Source organism: Sphingobacterium sp. BN32 (genome assembly GCF_030503615.1).
Classification (GTDB): Bacteria; Bacteroidota; Bacteroidia; order Sphingobacteriales; family Sphingobacteriaceae; genus Sphingobacterium.
The window spans coordinates 3327341-3345190 of the sequence record NZ_CP129963.1 but is presented as its reverse complement, the minus strand read 5'-3'; the positions used below and the strand labels follow the sequence as shown (position 1 = coordinate 3345190).

At 41.0% G+C, this 17850-nt stretch carries 16 protein-coding genes; 9 read left to right on the top strand and 7 right to left on the bottom strand.

The window, feature by feature from the left end:
• Positions 1 to 189: 189 nt before the first annotated feature.
• From QYC40_RS14140 to rplM, 5 genes are all read right to left on the bottom strand, one after another.
• Positions 190 to 1227, bottom strand: a complete 1038-nt coding sequence (locus tag QYC40_RS14140; protein ID WP_301990772.1) for an AI-2E family transporter — start codon at positions 1225 to 1227, stop codon at positions 190 to 192.
• 207 nt (positions 1228 to 1434) lie between these two features.
• The gene (gene tsf, locus QYC40_RS14135; RefSeq protein WP_301990771.1) at positions 1435 to 2271 is read right to left on the bottom strand and encodes a translation elongation factor Ts; all 837 of its coding nucleotides are present in this window, start codon (positions 2269 to 2271) and stop codon (positions 1435 to 1437) included.
• Positions 2272 to 2495: 224 nt separating this feature from the next.
• Positions 2496 to 3302 carry a 30S ribosomal protein S2 gene (gene rpsB / locus QYC40_RS14130; RefSeq protein WP_301990770.1) on the bottom strand — a complete coding sequence of 269 codons (807 nt, stop codon included), beginning with the start codon at positions 3300 to 3302 and terminating at the stop codon, positions 2496 to 2498.
• A gap of 18 nt (positions 3303 to 3320) precedes the next feature.
• Complete coding sequence (gene rpsI, locus QYC40_RS14125; RefSeq protein ID WP_149525067.1) at positions 3321 to 3707, bottom strand: 30S ribosomal protein S9; 387 nt, start codon at positions 3705 to 3707, stop codon at positions 3321 to 3323.
• Positions 3708 to 3718: 11 nt separating this feature from the next.
• A complete protein-coding gene (gene rplM, locus QYC40_RS14120; protein WP_149525068.1) occupies positions 3719 to 4162 on the bottom strand; it encodes a 50S ribosomal protein L13 in 444 nt (147 codons plus the stop codon).
• Between the two features lie 310 nt (positions 4163 to 4472).
• On the opposite strand from rplM, the gene QYC40_RS14115 reads away from it, so the two are divergent.
• The 6 genes from QYC40_RS14115 to QYC40_RS14090 all read left to right on the top strand — a co-directional run bounded on the left by QYC40_RS14115 (position 4473) and on the right by QYC40_RS14090 (position 11066).
• Positions 4473 to 5162, top strand: a complete 690-nt coding sequence (locus tag QYC40_RS14115; RefSeq protein ID WP_301990769.1) for a hypothetical protein — start codon at positions 4473 to 4475, stop codon at positions 5160 to 5162.
• Between the two features lie 154 nt (positions 5163 to 5316).
• Positions 5317 to 7029 carry a tetratricopeptide repeat protein gene (locus QYC40_RS14110; protein ID WP_301990768.1) on the top strand — a complete coding sequence of 571 codons (1713 nt, stop codon included), beginning with the start codon at positions 5317 to 5319 and terminating at the stop codon, positions 7027 to 7029.
• Positions 7007 to 7792: a DUF4292 domain-containing protein gene (locus QYC40_RS14105; protein WP_301990767.1), complete on the top strand. Its 786-nt coding sequence runs from the start codon at positions 7007 to 7009 to the stop codon at positions 7790 to 7792. The genes QYC40_RS14110 and QYC40_RS14105 overlap by 23 nt, the downstream gene beginning before the upstream one ends.
• A 108-nt stretch (positions 7793 to 7900) precedes the next feature.
• On the top strand, positions 7901 to 9178 hold the full coding sequence (locus QYC40_RS14100; RefSeq protein WP_301990766.1) for a murein hydrolase activator EnvC: 1278 nt from the start codon (positions 7901 to 7903) through the stop codon (positions 9176 to 9178).
• Positions 9179 to 9251: 73 nt separating this feature from the next.
• Positions 9252 to 9467, top strand: a complete 216-nt coding sequence (locus tag QYC40_RS14095; RefSeq protein ID WP_301990765.1) for a twin-arginine translocase TatA/TatE family subunit — start codon at positions 9252 to 9254, stop codon at positions 9465 to 9467.
• Positions 9468 to 9617: 150 nt separating this feature from the next.
• Positions 9618 to 11066, top strand: a complete 1449-nt coding sequence (locus QYC40_RS14090) for a lytic transglycosylase domain-containing protein (protein ID WP_301990764.1) — start codon at positions 9618 to 9620, stop codon at positions 11064 to 11066.
• 43 nt (positions 11067 to 11109) lie between these two features.
• Here the strand turns inward: QYC40_RS14090 and QYC40_RS14085 are convergent, their stop codons facing one another.
• Positions 11110 to 11625: a phosphoribosyltransferase family protein gene (locus QYC40_RS14085; RefSeq protein WP_301990763.1), complete on the bottom strand. Its 516-nt coding sequence runs from the start codon at positions 11623 to 11625 to the stop codon at positions 11110 to 11112.
• 149 nt (positions 11626 to 11774) lie between these two features.
• Positions 11775 to 12350, bottom strand: a complete 576-nt coding sequence (locus QYC40_RS14080; protein ID WP_301990762.1) for a C40 family peptidase — start codon at positions 12348 to 12350, stop codon at positions 11775 to 11777.
• 469 nt (positions 12351 to 12819) lie between these two features.
• Between QYC40_RS14080 and thrA the strand changes: the two genes are divergently transcribed.
• The 3 genes from thrA to thrC are packed head-to-tail and all read left to right on the top strand — an operon-like array spanning position 12820 to position 17595.
• The gene (thrA, locus tag QYC40_RS14075) at positions 12820 to 15270 is read left to right on the top strand and encodes a bifunctional aspartate kinase/homoserine dehydrogenase I (protein ID WP_301990761.1); all 2451 of its coding nucleotides are present in this window, start codon (positions 12820 to 12822) and stop codon (positions 15268 to 15270) included.
• A gap of 10 nt (positions 15271 to 15280) precedes the next feature.
• Positions 15281 to 16282, top strand: coding sequence for a homoserine kinase (locus tag QYC40_RS14070; RefSeq protein WP_301990760.1), 1002 nt, complete (start codon positions 15281 to 15283; stop codon positions 16280 to 16282).
• Between the two features lie 5 nt (positions 16283 to 16287).
• Positions 16288 to 17595 (top strand): threonine synthase, encoded by a 1308-nt coding sequence (gene thrC / locus QYC40_RS14065; RefSeq protein ID WP_301990759.1) that lies wholly within the window; start codon positions 16288 to 16290, stop codon positions 17593 to 17595.
• The last annotated feature ends 255 nt before the right edge of the window (positions 17596 to 17850 follow it).

The following is a 17850-nucleotide window of genomic DNA, read 5'->3' as shown; positions in this document are numbered from 1 at the left end:
TCTTTGGATTAAGCAGAATTGGGTTGTTTTGAACCAGGAAAAAAAGGATGTAAGGATTAGCAGGATCCTGTCAATCCTTGTATCCTTTTTTTCCTGGTTCAGACGAAAGAGCATTCTGCCAATACTTTTATCCTTCCTTTCCTGGTTCAGGACACAAACGTCTAAAATCTAATGTCTAATATCTTATATCTAAATTATAATACTCTTCCCTTTACCATATTCATTTGCATATACTTTAATAAGCACCCCTACAGAGGAGAGGATAAGCGGGCCGAATATTAGTCCGAGCATGCCGAAAAGCTTAAGGCCGAGTAGTACGCCAAAGACGGTGATTAATGGTGGAACATCGCCTAGGGTTTTGAGGATAGTAAAACGAAGAATATTGTCGATACTTCCGATCAATAATAATCCGTAAAGAAAAATACCGATCGCATTTCCGGTGTCTCCGGCGGCGACTGTAATTAAAGAAAGGGGAATATAGATAGTCATGGTACCTAAAAAAGGGACGATGGATGAGATGCCTGTTAGGATGCCCATTAACACAAAGTTCTCTACACCGAAGATGTAGTAACCTAACATCGCAACGATGCCCTGACAAAGGCCTAAAATAGGGATACCGATGGCATTGGAGCGAACCATCAGGTTTACCTCGGTCCATATTTCGTTTTTACTTTGTAAGGAGAAGGGGATTGCGTGAATGATGTAGGCCTCCATTTTCTTGTTATGTACTTGCATAAAGAATAACACAAAGAAGGTGACTAATATGTTCACAGCGACCTCAGCAACCGAGTTTAATACACTGGGAAGGTATTTTGTTAAGCTTTGCAGGGAGTTTAGCAATGCCTCATCAGACATGTCGATGTCTTTGAGCAGTGGCTTATCGCTCATATATTCTTTGAGCAAGTTAAATTGTTCGACGATTTTGTCGGTATTGCCGAGTAGTGCGCTGATTTGTGGTGCGAGGTAATCGACCATCGCCCAAACTGGCAATACGATAAATACGATTGAGATGAGGATAAAGAGGAGCGAGGTTGCCGACTTATTCCAGCGCCGTTGTTCCGTTAATTTATTGTAGGAACTGCGGTAAAGAATGTATAGCGTTATAGCCCCTAGAAATCCGGGAAGGTAGTAATAGAGATTGGTGAAAATTAAGATACAGATCAGGATGATGATAATGATCAGCATGATCTGATTGATGGAATTGTTGTTGATTTGTTTGTATTGCATGGCAAGATCATTCTCTAAACAAGTTTAGCGAATTTTTGCTTAGCATTCGTCATTAATTAGCAGTATGGATAAAAACTTTCATATTTCCATTACAAAGCAACAGGGATTTAAGTTGCCGCCGGACTTTGAAAACAGTAGCTATCAAAAAAAATCCCGTTCGATTGCGAACGGGATTTAAATAAAGCCTTTGTATGGCTACAGTCAAACTTATGCTCCTAATTGGATACGTTTGAAAGCAGTAACAGTTAATCCTTTAGAAACTGAGTCTAAGAATTGTGCAATATTTTTAGAAGAATCTTTTACGAACTCTTGGTTCAATAAAGTAGAATCTTTGTAGAATTTGTTCAATTTACCAGCAGCGATTTTTTCAACCATTTCTTCTGGTTTACCTTCTGCACGGATTTGCTCTTTAGCGATTTCTAGTTCGCGTTCGATAGTTTTTGAATCCACACCATCTTTATCGATAGCAACAGGGTTCATTGCAGCGATTTGCATAGCCACATCTTTACCTGCTTCTTCCGCACCTTCAGCATCAGCAGAAAGACCTACTAATACACCTAGGCGGTAGTTACCGTGGATATAAGCTACAACTTTCTCTGCGCTAATATTCTCGTATTTAGAAACGTCGATTTTCTCACCGATTTTACCAGTTTGGTCGATCAATAAGTCAGCGATTTTAACACCACCGATTTCTAATGCTTTTAAGTCTTCTAAAGAAGCTGGTTGGTTAGTTAAAGCAACTTCAGCTACTGATTCAGCGAAAGCGATGAAGTCAGCGTTTTTCGCTACGAAGTCAGTCTCACAGTTAACTTCTACTACGATACCTGATTTAGCATCCGCAGCAGCTTTAGCAATGATCACACCTTCGTTAGAATCGCGGTCTTGACGGCTAGCAGCAACTTTAGCACCTTTTTTACGAAGGTAATCTACAGCAGCTTCGAAGTCACCATTTGCTTCGATTAACGCTTTTTTACAGTCCATCATACCAGCGCCAGTTTGTTGACGCAGTTTGTTTACATCTGATGCAGAAATTTGTACTGACATAGTATTTTTTTTGTTAAAATTACGATTGAAGTGTTAACAATCTTTTGTTGTAAAAACAACAGAATGTTAATTTTTAATGTTTTACAGCGGGTCGTTATGTGATTTTGCTGTTCTTTCCTAAATGGGTTATCCTATTTAGAAAAAAACCGGATAGACAGGAGCAGTTTACGGAAGCTGACTTCCAGAAACCAACACTTGTCTATCCGGTGGAATAGTATAGAATATTATTCTACGTCTTTTGCTTTACGAGTGCGTTTTCCTGGAGTCGCTTCAGTAGCTTCACCATTGTCTACTGCCGCTTTTGCTGCTGCAGCTTCTTTTTCCGCGTCCTCTTCTTTATCGCGCTTGCGCTCTTCTAATCCTTCTTGGATAGCTTTACCAATTACAGCAGCGATTAAGCTGATAGATTTAGTAGCGTCATCGTTCGCAGGGATAGGGAAGTCGATGTTTGTAGGGTCAGAGTTTGTATCTACCATTGCAAACGTAGGGATGTTTAATTTCATCGCCTCAGCTACTGCAATGTGCTCTTTCTTTACATCGATAATGAACAAAGCAGCAGGTAAACGGTTTAAGTCAGCAATACCACCTAAAAGGTTTTCTAACTTAATACGCTCACGTTGAATCATCAATTTTTCTTTCTTAGATAATACATCGTATGTACCATCTTTTTGCATTTTATCGATGTTCGACATTTTCTTAATAGACTTACGCACAGTTGCGAAGTTAGTTAGCATACCACCTAACCAACGCTCTGTAACGAAAGGCATATTAACAGCTTTCGCTTGTTCAGCGATAATTTCTTTAGCTTGTTTCTTAGTTGCAACGAATAATACTTTGCGACCAGATTTTACGATTTGTTTGATTGCTGAAGCAGCTTCCTCTAACTTAGTTAGGGTTTTGTTCAAATCGATGATGTGAATACCGTTGCGTTCCATGAAAATGTACTTAGCCATTTTCGGATCCCACTTACGAGTAAGGTGACCAAAGTGAACACCTGCATCCAATAATTCTTGATATGTTGTTCTTGCCATTTTTTGACCCTCCTTAAATTAACGTTTACTGAATTGGAATCTTCTACGAGCTTTACGACGTCCTGGTTTCTTACGCTCAACCATACGGTCATCACGTGTAACTAAACCTTTCGCGCGTAATGCTGGTTTTACTTCTGGGTTAAGCTCTACTAACGCTTTAGCAATCGCTAAACGTACAGCCTCAGCTTGACCTTTTACTCCACCACCTTGAACGTTTACTTTGATGTCAAAATTTGCAAGTGACTCAGCTACTAATAATGATTGTGTAGCTACATATTGCAAAGGCAAAGTTGGAAAATATACTTTGTAGTCTTTTCCATTAACAATGATATTTCCATTACCAGCAGTTAAGTAGATGCGGGCAACAGCGGTTTTTCTTCTTCCTGAAGTGTTAGTTGTTGACATAATCGATCTCCTTAGAATTTAACTGGTTTTGGATTTTGTGCCTCATGTTTGTGCTCAGATCCTGCATAAACAAAAAGGTTTTTGAATAATTGACGTCCTAAACGGTTTTTAGGTAACATCCCGCGTACCGCTTTCTCAATGATGCGCTCAGGGTGTTTTGCCATTAACTCTTTCGGAGAAACGAAACGCTGACCACCTGGGTAGCCTGTGTAGCGAACATAAACTTTGTCGCCTAATTTGTTTCCTGTCAATTTGATTTTGTCTGCATTGATAACAATAACATTGTCTCCGCAGTCTACGTGTGGGGTAAATGTTGGCTTGTGTTTTCCACGGATCACTTTCGCAATCTCGCTTGCCAAGCGCCCCAAAATCTCGCCTTCAGCGTCAACAACGATCCATTCTTTGTTAACGGTGTTCTTGTTAGCAGAGACAGTTTTGTAACTTAACGTATTCACTTGCTTTTATTTAATTAATTAATAATGTTTTAAATCCAATTGTAATCCCTACAATTAGGTTCGCAAAGGTACACTATTTAAATTGTAATCGCAAAGCGTTTTTTAAAATTCTGATAGTTAGTGTTTTTTGAATCTAAAACTTGAAATACTGTATAGCTAGTCATTGTGACAATCGGGAATATCTTTTGCCTTAATGTGTTCCTAAGCATCGTTGTTTTTAATATTTTTTCTGTTCGCATCGGTTTTTATTCTTTCTAAGTAGAGCCAATGATTTTATATTTGAAACATTCAAACCAAGTGATTTAAATATATGAGAGGAAATCTTAAAAGTGTGTTCGCCGTTGTGTTGATGCTTTTTGCTTCATTGCAATGTTCCTTCGCTCAAGAACTGGGCGATTCTACACAAAACAGTAAATATTGGAAGTTTAGATCCAAACTTGACAAATACTTCGGGATTCAGGCTTCGTACATGAATCTGTCGAATTTAAACGAACTTTTGCGAGCGAATGCTTATCCGGAAATCTCAAAGTTTCAGTTTGGCCTAGGGCTGGGTTTAGGCTACGACTTGGGGCCGGTGCTGTTGGGAGTGGATTTGGAGGCAAGTATTAATTTTTCGGATAAAGCTAGGGTTAGAACTGGACGCACAGCATTGTTTGTTTCCACAAATAAGATCAAGGCGGGGGAGGTGATCGTAAGTCCTTTTGTTGGCTTTGGTTTGCAATCTACAGACGCTAGAATTCGTATTAAGGAGGAGGGAGCTAAAGTGGAAGGACTGCTGCAGTCGGACCGAGGGAATGTAATCGAGATGGAGCATTTTACTCCGGTTGTTGATTTTGGACTGGCGCTAAAGAAGCGGAATTCGAAGGGATGGACGAATCATTTTATGCGAGTTGGTTATCGTTTAGGTTTGGAGAATGCCAAATGGAAGCTGGGGGGCTCTAATGCAGTTGGTGCTGTCGCTGATCGGATAAATTCGGCCTATTTGCAATGGTCTTTCTAGGGGCTATTGGTTCGATTTAATCAAGATTTAACATTAATTAAGGCGTGCTGGTTTAAACTTTTCAGCATTTTTGTGCTCTTTAAAATTAATTTATTACCTTGATTTACCCTAATCTATCTGGGTAAAACCCGAGGTGAAAAATAAAAAAGAGAAAATGAGAAGAATGTTTAAGTGTAGAATGTGGATTGCGGGATTGTTTGTGCTGTTGGGAACATCTGCTTTTGCACAACAAGATATCAAGCAGGATGCTGGTTATAAGGAAAGCCTCGCTTCTATCGAATCGCAATTGAAGAGAGGGGATGTTGGGAATGCCCTGAATAGTATCGAGGCCACGATTGCGAAGTATCCTCAGGGGGCTGAAGTGTTTTACGCGAAATCCTTACTGTTTGCTCAAGCGCGTAATTTCGAGGTTGCTATTCCAGCTGCTGAGCGTGCTGTGGAGATAGACCCTGCGAATCTCATGTTCGGAAACCATCTGATGGAACTTTATAAGACGGAAGGTGATTTTGATTCGGCAGTAGGATTAATAAATAAGGTCATCGACAAGCATACAGATAAACCGGAGTTATTTCGCGAGAAGATCATGTTGCTGCATGCGGCAAAGAAATCGGAAGATGCACTGAATGAATACGAGGCTACAAAAGCTAAGTTTGGCGAATCAGATACCTTAGATGTGCTGAAAGCTGAGATATTGATGGATTTGAAGCGACCTGATGATGCGAAGCAAGTGTTGCAGGTTTGGGATAAAAGGAAATCCCCGATCCGACAAGTATATAGCACCTTAAGCTATATATACTTAGACGAGAAGAATACCAAGGATGCTTTGGCTGTCCTTGAACGCGGAATTCAGAATAGCAAAGATGATTTGCTGTATCTTGATCTAGCTGACGCTTATAATGCGGCAAATAAAGAAAAACTGGCATTTGATTATGTGAAGAAGGCTTTTGAATCTGAAGAGGTGAACTTTTTGGATAAGCATCGTGTGATGATGACTGTATTGAACGGAAAATCGACTCTAACGCTTGATCAGAAGCAAGAGCTAGCGAATTTGTTAGTCTTAAAACATCCTCGTATCCCGGATACCCATATGTTCAAAGGGGATATCCTCTGGCAAAAGGGAGAATTGACACAAGCGAAGTCTCTTTTTCTTACGACGGTGGGAATGAATCCTAGACATATTGACGCTTGGAGCAAGCTCATCAATATTGATTTGAACTTAAATCAGCTAGATGAAGCTATCCAGCATGGGAATGAGGCTTTGACGCATAACCCTGGAAGCCCTGTGCTGACTTACTTTGTTGGAATGGCACATTTTATCAAAAAGGACAACAAGCAAGCTCGTCAATATCTGGAGGGAGCATTAGATCAAAGTGTGAATGAAAATGGTTTTGTCCAATCGATGATATATGCGGGGCTTGGGGATCTGTATCATGAGCTTGATTTGGAAGCGGCGTCGGACATTGCATACGAGGAGGCTATCGCAAGGGATAGCACAAATGTGACGGCCATGAACAACTATGCATATTATTTGTCTGTAAGAAAAGAGAACTTAGATATGGCCGCAGAATATGCAGCTCGTGCGAATGAATTGGAACCGAACTCTGGCACTTTTCAAGATACCTATGCGTGGGTCTTGTTTCAGCGCGGAGATTATAAAGAGGCATTGGTTTGGATCGAGCGTGCGATGAAGAACTCAGAACCTTCCGCTGTTTTATTTGAACACTATGGCGATATTTTGATGAAGCTTGGAAAAAGCAAAGAGGCATTGAAGCAGTGGGATCGGGCGTTGAGCAGTGCGGATGCAAGCAGCGCTGTGGATAAGGAAAAATTAAAAAAGAAAATCAGTGAGAAGAAATATTTGGACTAAGCTTGGTTTCTTAGTATTAACTGTATTAATAATTGCTTCTTGCGCAAGCAAGAAACGAGTCGCAAAAAAAGATGAGCTCCTGCCACGAGCAAGCACAGAGGCGGAATTGCTGAAGAATTACGAGTTGAGTAATTTGAATTTTCACACATTCAGCGGGCGAGCAAAAGCAAAATTGCAGGTAGGTGAGGAGTCGCATAATGCGACCGTCAATATTCGGATGGACAGAGATAAGTCGATTTGGATTTCGGTGACAGCGTTGCTGGGTGTCGAAGCTGCTCGCGTCTTAATTACCCCCGATAGTGTAAAGATTATGAATAAGTTGCGAGGCGAGTATATCGCTAAGCCCTTTTCCTATATCTATAATTACACGAATAAAGGAGTGAGCTTCCGGATGTTGCAAGATATTTTAGTGGGAAATATGACGGTTGATCTGCTACGAACGGATCAGCTTCAAGTCGCTACAAGTTCCGATGATGTTCAAGTAATCGGGATTAAGGATGGGCTGACTTTTCATTATGGAGTTAATAATAAGAATCGACCTTTTACTTTCAATTTGATAGAATTAGGTAAGAACCAAAAGTTGGAAACAACGTATAGTGACTTCGCAGATATTAGCGGATATAATTTTCCTCAACGTTTCACGTTAAACATTGAGGGCGCTGGCGATAAGGTTTCTGCGGATATGCTCTACAATAAATCAGAGTTTAATTCGGCTGTTGAAACGCCGTTCAATGTGCCTTCAAGATATAAGGAAATCAAATAATTACGAAGTAGGGATGGGAAATAAAATTAGGATTTTATTAACTTCGTATTAAGTATATCCTTATTTTTGGACGTTTTAAAATAAACGATATTAAGAATTTAGCGTTTCATGGAATTTAAAAAAATCGTATTAAGTATATTTTCTATATTTCTTTTTGTTAGTGTAGGGTTTGGTCAAAGTAGCTTGGAGTTAAAAAAACAAAGAGAACGACTTGATAAGGAAATTGCTGAACTTCAGAAGATTTTAAGCGCCAAAACACAAGAGAAACTACTCTCCCAAAGAGAAGTTTCTGCGTTAAGCAAACAGCTAGATTTACGTGAGGACAAAATCAGCACCATCAATAGTGAGCTTCGTATCATCAACAACAATATCGCATCCAACAACAAGATAGTCGATAAACTCAAAGACGAATTAGAGAAGCTTAGACAGGATTATGAGAAAATGATCCTATTTGCGTTCCGCAATAAGAACTCATACAATAAGATGATGTTCATCTTCGCTTCCAAAGATTTCAATCAAGCCTTTAAGCGTGTGAAGTATCTGCAACAATTTACAGATGCACGTAAGGTGAAGGTTTCGGAGATTGAAGGCCATAAAAAGCAAATCGAGCTGAAGTTAGCTCAGCTACAACGCGATAAGCAAACCCAACAAGCCTTACTTAAAGAACAACAGGCGGAACGTAATGTAATTGCGAAGGATAAGGCTGCACACTCGCAGCAGTTAAGTCAGATTGTTAAGGAGGAGCGTGGATTTAAAGGACAGTTAACTAAGAAACAGCAAGAAAAACGTCGTTTAGATGCAGCTATTAAGTCGGCGATTGCTCGCGAAGTGGAAGCAGCTCGGAAAGCGGAAGAAGAACGCCGAAGAAGATTAGCCGAGGCGGAAGCTAAGAAGTCAGGAACTACAGTTGCTGAAGCAGAGAAGAAGATTGAAAAGAAAACAGGTAGTGCTGTATTGAATAACTCGCCAGAGGCCACCAAATTATCGGCAGGATTTAGCTCGAACAGAGGCCGCCTTCCATGGCCGGTAAGTCAAGGTAATATCGTGCGTAACTATGGTAATGTTACGGTAGAACGTGGTGTTCGCGACTTCTACGATTACATCCGTATTCGCACAGCGGATAATGCATCCGTGAAATCAATATTTGAAGGTACTGTCATTAGAGTAATTAATATGGGATCATCTGCTGTTATTGTTCAACATGGTGAGTATTTATCGGTTTACTCAAACCTGAAATCAGTATCGGTTCGTAACGGTCAAAAGATTAGTACAGGAACGGTAATCGGAACAACAGATTCGGATCCAGATGCTGGATATTCGTATGTAGACTTGAGTGTTTATCGCGGCCAGACCCATATGAATCCGAGCTCGTGGATAGCAAGATAGTTACAATGTTTTCCATTATAATTATTATATTTGTTAGATACACTTAAACGAGAGATTAGTAAATTAAAGAAATATGTATACATCGGGATTATTATTTATCGGTACTAACGAGATCATCATCATCGTAGTATTGGCATTATTATTATTCGGGGGAAAGAAAATTCCTGAATTGATGCGTGGATTGGGTAGAGGTGTTAAGGAATTCAAAGAAGGACAAAAAGATGGTCCTGATGCCGAAAATAATCCAAGCAACACTGCAAACAATGATACAGTTAACAACCAACGTTAATATCGTACATTAAAGAAATTTATAGAGTTTCATTAAGCTGACATTCGCTAGTTTGATGAAACTTTTTTTTCAAGTTATCTACGAGCTGTGGCTCGGTTCGCCAACGATAAGCGAAGAACTAACCAAAAGTGTTTACAGTATAATCTACTTATGAACAAAAAAATTAGTTTTCTTGTTACAATAGGCCTAAGTGTTTTGAAATTAAGTGTGGCACAAGAAGTTCGAACGGACTTGCATACGTTTAACGATTCATTTCAAAACCAAGTTATTGATCAAGTGGAAAAAGAGCGCGAGTTAATTTACTCTCATCTTGATTCCGTTAAACAAAAAGCAGGAGGGACGACCGATTTCTCCGCAGAAGATGTTAACATCGCACAGCGAATTAACCGTCTTCAGAAGACAATTCCATTAGAATACAACGATCGGGTAAAGGTGTATCTTGATAAGTACATTTCAAGAAACTACAAGCCTTACATGGAAAAGTTGCTCGGACTGGGTAATTACTATTTCCCAATCTACGATCAGATATTTGCCGAGCAGGGAATTCCCGACGAAGTCAAATATCTATCTGTTGTAGAATCTTCTCTGAACCCTCATACTGTTTCTACTTCAGGAGCAGTTGGTCCATGGCAATTTATCTACGGTACGGCAAAGATCTACAATCTGACGATGGATGGTGGTTTCGACGAGCGTAAGGATGTCTATTCAACTACCTACGCTGTGTCTTCTTATTTGAAGGAAGCACATGACGAGTTCAATGATTGGTTGCTAGCCTTAGCATCTTATAATTGCGGAAGGGGTTGTGTGAGGAGAGCTATTCAGCGTTCTGGATTAGTGAATCCAAATTACTGGGAACTGTCTCCATTTTTGCCGAAAGAGACGCAAAACTATATTCCGAAATTTATTGCAATGACCTATGTCCTCAATCACGCTGAGCTTTATGGCTTAGTGCCCCAACAGAATGATCTAATGACCGATCATAAGGTGTTGATGGTTGATAAAGCGGTTAGTTTGAGCAATGTTGCGCAGGGCCTTAATTGTTCCGCGGATTTATTGAAGCAGTTGAATCCTGGTTATAAAGGGGCAGTTGTGTCTGGATCGGCAGCGAAGCCTCGCCGACTTATTATTCCTTATCATGAATCCATGTCGGATTCGCTGATCTATGCAGCGCTTAACAATCAACGCGTTGAAGTTATGCAAGCGTTGGCATCCGTAGAGAGCGATGATGAGCAAAGACATCAAGTAAAACGCGGAGAAACCGTAGCAAGTATCGCTAAGGAGTATGGTGTCTCTGTACAGCAAATAAGGACCTGGAACAGACTTTCGGCTCAAAGTAGTATTACGGGTAGAAATCTGATTTTAAGCAAAGGAGTGGATAGCAAAATGGCTAAAAACGTTATTGCTGCTACGAAGACCAAGGCAAGTGCGAAGAGCAATCCTACTTTCGTTTCATATACCGTAAGAAAAGGTGATACACTATCCGATATTGCAGATAAACATCGCGGTTCTTCAGTGAATCGTATCAAGTCGGACAATAATATCCGAGGAAGCCATTTAAAGATTGGCCAGAAACTAAAGATTTACAAAGGAAAAGGCTAGAGAAGCGAAGGCTACTCTATCATGTTATAAAAAAAGATGCGGCTTATGATAAATAAGCCGCATCTTCTGTATTGTCATATTCTTCAAGCAATACCTCCACATGTTCTTTGAGGATTGTCGATAATTTTAATCCGTAATAGTCACTGAAAACCGGAAACTGATGGTGGCTACGGTCGATCAACACTGCAGTTCTCATGCGCTTTAATGGTACGTTCAAGAACACTCCTAAACCATAAGCTAACGTTCTGCCGCTGTTCAATACATCATCAATTAGAATAACCACTTTATCTTTTACTGTATCAATCGGTAGATCTGTCGATGACTCCAGACTACGTTTTGTCTTCTGGATCGTAACTTTCAATAATTCCACGGATCTGCTGGGGTCAATCTCTAACAACAACCTCTGCAGGCGCTGCGCGAAAACATAACCTCTATCTGCAATTCCTACTAATACAATGGCAGGTTCGTCGAAGTTATCTTCGATGATTTGATAAGCAATTCGTTTTGATTTTTGAAGGATCTGTTCCTTGTTTAATATAAGCGTTTTCTTAGATGACATTGCTATTCTTTTGTTGCCGGTAAATTTAATAAAACTTTGCTAATTTCTATTCAGCGAAAACAATTAACTAATGCCCCGTATAGGGTTACAATAAAAAATCCCAACGTCTTTACGTTGGGATTCCTTTTATAAAATTTGAAGAGTTTGGTCTAATTTAAATTGCTTTTCTCTTTCGGGTTAGCATCTGCCGTCATGATTTTTGCATCATCAACTTTCGGACGGCCACCATTGTAGTAATATCTTTTCCAATACGCCTCGTTTAAGTTACTAACCATAACACCGCGGCTTGAAGATGCATGCGCAAATTTATCATCGCCTAAGTAAACACCAACATGCGTAATACTTTTGCTTCTGATTTTGAAAAATACTAAATCTCCAGCTTCCAACTCGCCTTTACGAACTGGCGTTACGTTCTGGTACTGATTACGACTGTTGTATCCGATTGTTGTATTGAATACATTTTCGTAAACAGCTAGGGAGAACTTCGAACAATCGATGCCTCTTTTAGAATCTCCACCTAAGCGGTACGGAGTTCCTAACCATTCGTAAACAAATTGATAAAGTTTGGTATTTGTAGTTGCGTTTGCCGCAACGCCCATGATCTGAGAGAAGTATTCTTTAGCTAGGTTATCTGGATCAGATGACTTTTGACTATTGGTTTGTGCCTGCGAGACTAGACATAAGCCTATGAGAAGCATTGCTGCCACTAGTTTCTTTGTTTTCATTAAATCGCTTTTTTATTACAACCATCAGCTTGTTGAGTTATTCACATTATTGTCTATTTTTTCAACAGGCTGAAGCAAATGTAATACATACTGTCTTGAATTCAAAACAATTTTCAATGTATTTAACAAAATTTTAACACTTTTAACAATCGCCAGTTTGCTGAATTTTAATAAAAACTCGTTCATTTTTTTATTCGCTAAGCCGATGAAAGATTGTCCTAGCGATAATCTGGAATTTAAAATAATTTAAATAAATCTTGATTTTTTAAAAAGAATTGTAATATATTTGAGAAATCATAATCAACAACAATGCAAAACAATACTATTTCTATTACAATTATTATTACCACCGGGATAAAACTTAGGAGGAAGTAGTCTATTGTATAGAATTTAGTACAGATATTAGAAGCCTTCCTCCATTCGGGGAAGGCTTTTTTTATTAACATACCCTAAAACAAGCTAGAACAGAATGAAAATCTTAAAATTTGGCGGAACATCCGTAGGTTCCGTAGAGAGCATCCAGGCCGTGTTAAAAATAGTGAAAGCTTCTTTTGACGCTGGCGAAAAACCTTTAGTCGTATTATCAGCCATGTCAGGGGTCACCAACCTGTTAACACAGATGGCTGAAGATGCAGCAGCTGGAAAGCCGTTTGACGAAGGTTTAAAGCAATTAGAAGAAAGACACTTCGATGTGGTTAAAAAACTAATTGCTGTAAAATATCAGAATCCTGTTCTGACACGCTTAAAGTTGCTTTTCAACGAGTTAGAAGAACTTTTACAAGGAGTGTCCGCGCTAAAGGAATTGAGCAATCAAAGTCGAGACCTAATTGTTTCCTTTGGAGAGCGCTGCAGCAACTACCTTGTCGCCAAAGTCATGGAACAGGAAGTCCCGGAAGCTGAGTACATCAACGCTTCCTATTATGTGAAGACAGACTCCAATTTCGGGAATGCCCACCTCAACGAACCACTAACCACCCAACTCATCCAAGCCCTTTCTCACACCCACGCCGATAAACTCCTCTTTGTAACAGGATTTATCGGGTCGAACGAGCAGGGACGTATGACGACCTTGGGTCGCGGTGGTTCAGATTATACTGCGGCAATCTTCGGATCGGTTCTAAATGCATCAGCAATCGAAATCTGGACTGACGTAAATGGAATGTTGACCGCAGATCCGAGAATCGTGAAAAAGGCTTTTTCACTGCCTGTATTGTCTTATACCGAAGCCATGGAGCTGTCGTACTTTGGCGCGAAAGTAATCTATCCGCCGACCATGGTGCCTGCTTTCTTGAAGAAGATTCCAATTGTTATCCGCAATACATTTCAGCCAGAGCTTGCAGGAACCGTTATTCAATTTGAAAGCGGAAAGTCTTCCTACCCAATCAAAGGTATTTCCTCCATCGCCGACGTATCCGTAATCAACCTGACAGGTAGCGGAATGGTAGGGAAATCAGGGTTTAGTGGGCGTCTGTTCACCTTGTTGGCCAGAGAGCAAATCAATGTGATCCTGATTACACAATCTTCGTCTGAGCATAGTATCACCTTCGCAGTCAATCCTAGCGACGCAGAGAAGGCTGTAAAGCTCATAAACACCGAGTTTGAATTGGAACTATTGGCTAATAAACTTTCAGCGCCTGTAATTGAAGAAAGCCTATCAATCCTGGCTATCGTTGGAGAGAACATGAAGCGCACACCGGGTATGTCGGGCCGCCTTTTCCATGCTTTGGGAAGAAATGGTATCAATGTTCGCGCGATCGCACAAGGGTCGTCCGAATTCAATATATCGGTTATTATTAATAAAGAGGACTTAGCAAAAGCATTAAATGCCGTTCATGACGCCTTCTTTGCCGAGCTCAAGAAAACACTACACGTGTTCAATTTAGGAACCGGCAATATCGGTGCAACGTTATTCAAGCAGTTACACGAACAGCACGATTTTCTATTGGATCATAACGATATTGAAATCAAAGTTGTTGGTTTGGCGAACTCCCGCAGAATGCTTTTCGACGCGGATGGCGTAGATTTATCGAAATGGCAAGCAGCTCTGGACGAGCAAGGCGAGGTTGCAGACTTAGCAACTTTCGTTAGTAAGATGCAAGCTATGAATCTGCCGAACTGTGTGTTTATTGATAATACCGCAAGCAAATTACCGGCGACCTACTACGAGGAGATCTTCAAATCTAACATCTCGATCGTTACTTGCAATAAAATCGCAAATTCAGGAGATTATGCGCAGTACCGCTCCTTGCATGAAACAGCAAGAAAGCATGGCGTAGACTTCTTTTATGAAACCAACGTTGGAGCTGGCCTACCGATTGTACGCGTATTGAAGGACCTGATGCTTAGTGGCGACCGTATCCTGAAGATTGAGGCTATTCTATCCGGCACCATCTCCTATATTTTCAATAACTTCCATGGCGATGCCTCTTTCTACGATGTCGTGAAGAAAGCGCAGGAGCTGGGATATACCGAGCCTGATCCACGCGATGACTTAGGCGGCGTAGATTTTATGCGCAAGATGCTTATCCTTGCTCGCGACGCAGGCCACGTTATTGAGTCCACAGACGTTGACTTAGGAAATATCCTTCCGGAAAACTGCTTAAAAGCGAGTTCCGTAGATGAGTTTTATACAGAATTATTGAAGTCTGACGATTACTTCAACAATTTGAAAGATCAAGCCGCCAAAGAAGGGAAAGTTATCCGTTATATCGGTAACTTAGAAGATGGAAAAGTATCGATCAGCTTACAGATGGTTGATGAAACACATCCATTCTATGCGCTTTCAGGAAGTGATAATATCATTTCTTTCACAACGGAGCGTTATAAAGAAAGGCCATTAGTCGTCAAAGGGCCTGGAGCGGGTGCGGAGGTGACAGCCGGAGGCGTTTTCGCCGATCTAGTGAATGTAGGCGCTAAATAAAGCAATGAATATGATGACTAATCAAGATTCCATCATGGAAGAGAAACATAAAGTAGATTTTGAAAAGATAAAGCAAGAAGTTCGTGTGTTTGCTCCCGCAACGGTTGCCAACATGATCTGCGGATTTGATATCCTCGGGTTTGCAGTGGACTTCCCGGGCGACGAGGTACTGATGCGAAGAACCGAAAAACCAGGGGTTACTATTAAAGCAATTCATGGCGATGAAGGACGCCTTCCTTTAGATCCAGAAAAAAATACTGTCAGTGCCTGCGTTCAGATGTTATTGGCGCATTTGGATCTCAGCGACAGCATCGGGGTGGAAATTGAATTAACGAAGCATATGCCGATTGGCAGTGGCTTAGGTTCTAGTTCCGCGAGTACGGTTGCAGGTCTTTTTGCGATCAATAGCCTACTGGGCGAACCCCTAAGCAAGGAAGAGCTAATGCCATTTTGTGTGGAAGGCGAACGCCTGGCTTGCGGGCATGGACATGCCGATAATGTCGCTCCGGCATTAATGGGCGGCATTACCCTCATTAGAGGATATGAGCCGCTGGATATGATCAGTCTGCCCGTGCCCGAAGATTTGGTAGCGGGGATTGTATTCCCTCAAGTTGATGTGCCGACTAGAGATGCTAGACAATTGATTAAAGAGAAGGTTTCTTTAAAAGATGCTGTCGTGCAGTGGGGCAATATCGCTGGGCTTGTTGCCGGCCTCTACCGAAGCGATTACGATTTAATTAGCAGGAGCATGCATGATGTGCTTATCGAGCCGACCCGCGCAATCCTGATTCCTGAGTTTTATGCAATGAAGGAAATCGCCCTTTCATGCGGCGTGCTCAGCTTCGGTATATCAGGCTCCGGACCATCTGTTGTTGCCATTAGTAGAGGTAAAGAAGCAGCGCAGCAGGCCGTAGATAAAATCCAAGCGCATCTAACATCGCACGGAATCGAGAGTTTGCAATATGTGTCCTCCGTCAATGTCGCGGGTCCTAAAGTAATCAACCTAAAATAATAGCTATGCAATTTTACAGTACAAATAATAAAGCGCTTCGTGTTTCCTTTCAAGAGGCGGTATTCAACTCCTTACCGCAAGATAAAGGCTTGTATATGCCGGAAGTTATCCCTCAGCTTGACCCATATTTTATCAAAAATATTCAGCAGTATTCCTTGCAGGAAATTGCTTTCACCATCGCTAAGGCGTTTATCGGAAGCGATATTCCCGATGCAGACCTGAAAGCGATTGTCGACGACGCCATCAATTTTGAAGCGCCTGTTAAGTTTCTTGACGCCGAAACAGCTGTCTTGGAATTATTCCACGGACCGTCCTATGCGTTTAAAGATTTCGGGGCACGTTTCATGAGCCGTGTAATGGGGTATTTCTCAAAGCAGGGAGATCAATTGCTCGACGTTTTGGTAGCGACCTCAGGCGATACCGGCGGTGCGGTTGCCTCCGGATTTTTGGGTGTAGAAGGCACTCGTGTGACGATCTTGTATCCTAAAGGAAAAGTATCGAAAGTACAGGAAGAGCAGCTTACCACCAACGGACAAAACATTCGCGCCCTCGAGGTAGAGGGTACTTTTGATGATTGCCAAGCCCTGGTAAAAGAAGCATTCAATGATCCAGACCTGAATAATGCATTGCGACTGACATCGGCCAATTCAATCAATATTGCTCGCCTCATTCCGCAGACGTTTTACTATTTCTGGACCTACGCGCAATTGAAATCGCAAGGAATGGACGAAATTGTTTTCACCGTACCGAGCGGAAACTTCGGGAATATCGGTGCTGGCCTATTGGCCTATAAAATGGGACTTCCGGTTACACATTTCGTTGCAGCAACGAATGTCAACGATACAGTTCCACGCTTCCTACAAAACGGAGTATACGAACCTAAACCTTCCATACAAACCCTCGCAAATGCGATGGATGTAGGTAATCCAAGCAATTGGGCCCGCATACAGGATCTCTTTGGACAAGACCTCGAGCAGCTAAAAGCGAAGGTTAGTTCCTACACTTATACCGATGAGCAAATCTTAGCAGGAATGGAAGAATTGTTCCACAAATACAAGTATGTAGCTTGTCCGCATACGGCGATTGCTTACCTCGCATCCAAAGCTTATCGTAGTGAACAGCCTGGCGAATACGCATCGGTATTCCTATCTACAGCACATCCATGCAAATTCCCGGAAGCCATAAAAGCAGAGGTTTTCCAACATGTGACGCTGCCCGAAGGAGCTTCTTCTCTAGCAGAAAAAGAAAAGCAAGCCGTCGAAATGCCGGTAGACTATAAAACATTTAAAACTTATCTACTAGTGAATAATTAGTAGATTTAGACTTTAGACGTTAGACATAAGATTTTAGAGTATGGCGGCTAGAGATGGTCGCCATTTTTTTGGTAGTAGTTAGTATCTAGTAGTTAGTAGTTAGTACTTAGTATAAAGACCTATAGCGTAATATCATGTCAATCCTTTTATCCTTCCTTTCCTGGTTCAGACAATACTCTATTGTCTAATATCTGTTAGTCTAATGTCTAAGTACTAACTACTATATAAAATCTACAACTCAAACCCCTTTTAAAC